Source organism: Pseudomonas sp. SF2, assembly GCF_036858055.1.
Lineage (GTDB): Bacteria > Pseudomonadota > Gammaproteobacteria > Pseudomonadales > Pseudomonadaceae > Aquipseudomonas.
The window spans coordinates 1-2,958 of the sequence record NZ_JAMBDI010000078.1; the positions used below are offsets into that span (position 1 = coordinate 1).

General features: G+C 58.2%; 3 protein-coding genes, 3 tRNA genes and 1 pseudogene. All 7 read left to right on the forward strand.

Annotated features, from left to right (window positions below; all coding sequences use genetic code 11):
• Positions 1-236: 236 nt before the first annotated feature.
• Positions 237-1,196, forward strand: coding sequence for a bifunctional biotin--[acetyl-CoA-carboxylase] ligase/biotin operon repressor BirA (gene birA / locus M2S36_RS24850; protein ID WP_207832713.1), 960 nt, complete (start codon positions 237-239; stop codon positions 1,194-1,196).
• The gene (locus M2S36_RS24855) at positions 1,186-1,935 is read left to right on the forward strand and encodes a pantothenate kinase (RefSeq protein WP_207832715.1); all 750 of its coding nucleotides are present in this window, start codon (positions 1,186-1,188) and stop codon (positions 1,933-1,935) included. The genes birA and M2S36_RS24855 overlap by 11 nt, the downstream gene beginning before the upstream one ends.
• Positions 1,936-1,942: 7 nt before the next feature.
• Positions 1,943-2,368, forward strand: a complete 426-nt coding sequence (locus M2S36_RS24860; protein WP_207832717.1) for a hypothetical protein — start codon at positions 1,943-1,945, stop codon at positions 2,366-2,368.
• 152 nt (positions 2,369-2,520) lie between these two features.
• Positions 2,521-2,604 (forward strand) — tRNA-Tyr (locus M2S36_RS24865).
• 24 nt (positions 2,605-2,628) lie between these two features.
• Positions 2,629-2,702, forward strand: a tRNA-Gly gene (locus tag M2S36_RS24870).
• 29 nt (positions 2,703-2,731) lie between these two features.
• Positions 2,732-2,808 (forward strand) — tRNA-Ile (locus M2S36_RS24875).
• Positions 2,809-2,886: 78 nt separating this feature from the next.
• Positions 2,887-2,958 (forward strand): annotated as a pseudogene (locus M2S36_RS24880) (GTP-binding protein); the annotation flags it as partial.

The window sequence follows — 2,958 nt, forward strand, 5'->3', positions numbered from 1 at the left end:
AGGTAGGGGTTTTGTCTTTGTGGCGCAAAAACTCCCGGGCATACGCGCCCCCTGTGGGAGCGGGTTCACCCGCGAACACCGGCAAAGCCGGTGCCATCCTCCGCGTCGTCTGCTTCGCCGCTAAAACAGCTCTCACAGATTCGGCGCGGGCCCTTCGCCCTGCTGGCAGGCCCTTTTCCTATGCAAGCCAACAGCCCATAGCTATCATGCCTGCCTTATTCCAAGTCGAGACTGGCATGCTGAAGTTGTTGAATCTCCTCAAGGATGGTCGGTTCCATTCCGGAGAAGCTCTGGGGGCAGCCCTCGGGGTGAGTCGCAGCGCCGTTTGGAAGCAGCTGCAGCACCTGGAGAGCGAGCTGAACCTCACCATTCACAAGGTTCGTGGGCGCGGCTACCAGCTGGCAGCGCCACTGGCTTTGCTCGATGCCCAGGCGATCGCCGGGTTTGCCGAAGGCGAGCAGTGGCCCGTTTTCATCCATGAAACCATCGATTCGACTAACGCCGAAGGCCTGCGGCTCGCCGGGGAAGGGCAGACCGCTCCATTTTTGGTCCTGGCCGAGCGCCAGAGCGCTGGCCGTGGTCGGCGTGGTCGGCAGTGGGTCAGCCCGTTTGCCGAAAACCTCTATTACAGCCTGGTACTCCGTGTGGATGGTGGCATGCGCCAGCTTGAGGGCTTGAGCCTGGTGGTGGGGTTGGCAGTAATGCGTACCCTGCAGGCGTTCGGGGTAAAGGATGTGGGGCTCAAATGGCCCAACGATGTCCTCGTTCGGGGGCAGAAGATCACCGGCATTCTCCTGGAGTTGGTGGGTGACCCGGCAGATGTCTGTCATGTGGTGCTGGGTATCGGCATCAATGTGAACATGCAGACCAACGATCAGGTCGATCAGGTGTGGACCTCGATGCGGCGTGAAGTGGGTGCGACAATCGACCGTAACCGGCTGGTAGCGTTACTCAGTCAGCAGCTGCAACACGAATTGGCACGGCATCGTCGCTACGGTTTTGCCGCATTCCAGGAAGAATGGGAGCAGGCGCATCTCTGGCAGGGCTGCAAGGTTTCTCTGGTTGCGGGTAGTACGCGCATTGATGGCGTGGTTCTTGGCGTCGACGGGCAGGGCGGCTTGCGCCTTGAGGTGGACGGGGTGGAAAAGAGCTTCAGTGGTGGTGAGCTCAGTTTGAGGTTGCGTGATGATTCTTGAGCTCGATTGCGGTAACAGCTTCATCAAGTGGCGGGTAATCCATGTTGCTGATGCGGCGATTGAAAGCGGTGGTATCGTCGATTCCGATCAGGCGCTGGTGGCCGAAGTGGCTGCACTGGCTTCGGTGCGTCTTACCGGCTGCCGCATTGTCAGTGTGCGCAGTGAGGAAGAAAACGACGCGCTTTGCGCGATGATTGCCCAGGCGTTTGCAGTGCAGGCCCGTGTGGCGCACCCGGCCCAGGAAATGGCAGGTGTGCGCAATGGCTATGACGACTACCAGCGCCTGGGCATGGACCGTTGGTTGGCGGCGCTGGGAGCATTTCACCTGGCCAAGGGCGCCTGCCTGGTGATTGATCTGGGGACCGCTGCAAAAGCGGATTTCGTTGCGGCGGACGGCGAGCACCTGGGTGGCTACATCTGCCCGGGTATGCCATTGATGCGTAGCCAGTTGCGTACCCACACCCGGCGTATCCGTTATGACGATGCCTCCGCCGAGCGTGCATTGGCCAGCCTTGCGCCAGGGCGCTCGACTGTCGAGGCCGTCGAGCGCGGTTGCGTGTTGATGCTCCAGGGTTTTGCGCGTACCCAGCTCGAGCAGGCACGTACGTTGTGGGGGGAGGATTTCACGGTATTCCTTACAGGTGGCGACGCGCCGCTGGTAAGGGAGGCCGTGCCGCAGGCGCGTGTCGTGCCTGACCTGGTTTTCGTAGGCCTGGCCATGGCCTGCCCATTGGATTGAGGTGCCTATGCGTTGGTTGTTTCTGCTGTTACTGGTGCTCAACGTCTTCTATTACGTGTGGCACCAGCAGGAAGCCCCGCTGAAGGTCAAGGAAGTCGCACCCTTGTCGCTGTACAAGGGGAGTCAGCAAGAGATTCGCCTGTTGCGTGAAACGGGTGTGTCGGCGCCACCCAAGCGCCGGGATGAGTGTCTGGTAGTGGGCGGTGTAACGGGGCAGGGCCAACTCGATGCACTGCGTCAGCGCCTGTTGAGCCTGGATATCGCCACGCTGCCGGTGGTAGGGCAGTTGCCTGGTGCAGATGGTCGTTGGCTCAAGGTTGCCCCGGAAAGCGAGCGTTTGCTGGACCAAACCGTCCTCGCGACTCTTTCCAACGATTTCAAAGACTTAAAACACAAAATTATTTTCTGCCAGGGTATTGCAACTGGCGAATAGCTTGATAGAATGGCGCCCGCTTCACAGGGAACACCACTCAGGTGGCAGAACTGGAAGCGGTGTCAAAGCAGCTAAGTTTCAGATTTGATTGAAAAAATTTGAAAAAACGCTTGACACTGGGGCGGCAGACAAATAGAATGCCGGCCACATCTGGAGGGATTCCCGAGCGGTCAAAGGGGACGGACTGTAAATCCGTTGCGAGAGCTTCGAAGGTTCGAATCCTTCTCCCTCCACCAGTTTTAGCGAGAGCCGCAAGCTCCGCGGGTATAGTTTAGTGGTAGAACCTCAGCCTTCCAAGCTGATGATGCGGGTTCGATTCCCGCTACCCGCTCCAAGTTTGCTGGATTTTGCACAAAGTGTTTCGCTCTTGTAGCTCAGTTGGTTAGAGCGCACCCCTGATAAGGGTGAGGTCGGCAGTTCAAATCTGCCCAAGAGCTCCATATAAACAAGGCAGATATGAAAATATCTGCCTTTGTTTTATCAGCGCAAGACTATTTCTTCTGCGGAGGATTGTATCGATGGCTAAGGAAAAGTTTGATCGTTCCCTTCCCCACGTTAACGTCGGCACTATCGGCCACGTTGACCACGGT

Coding starts and splice junctions, on each gene's coding strand:
- M2S36_RS24860 (WP_207832717.1), top strand. CDS start 1,943: ATGCGTTGGTTGTTTCTGCTGTTACTGGTGCTCAACGTCTTCTATTAC.
- birA (WP_207832713.1), top strand. CDS start 237: ATGCTGAAGTTGTTGAATCTCCTCAAGGATGGTCGGTTCCATTCCGGA.
- M2S36_RS24855 (WP_207832715.1), top strand. CDS start 1,186: ATGATTCTTGAGCTCGATTGCGGTAACAGCTTCATCAAGTGGCGGGTA.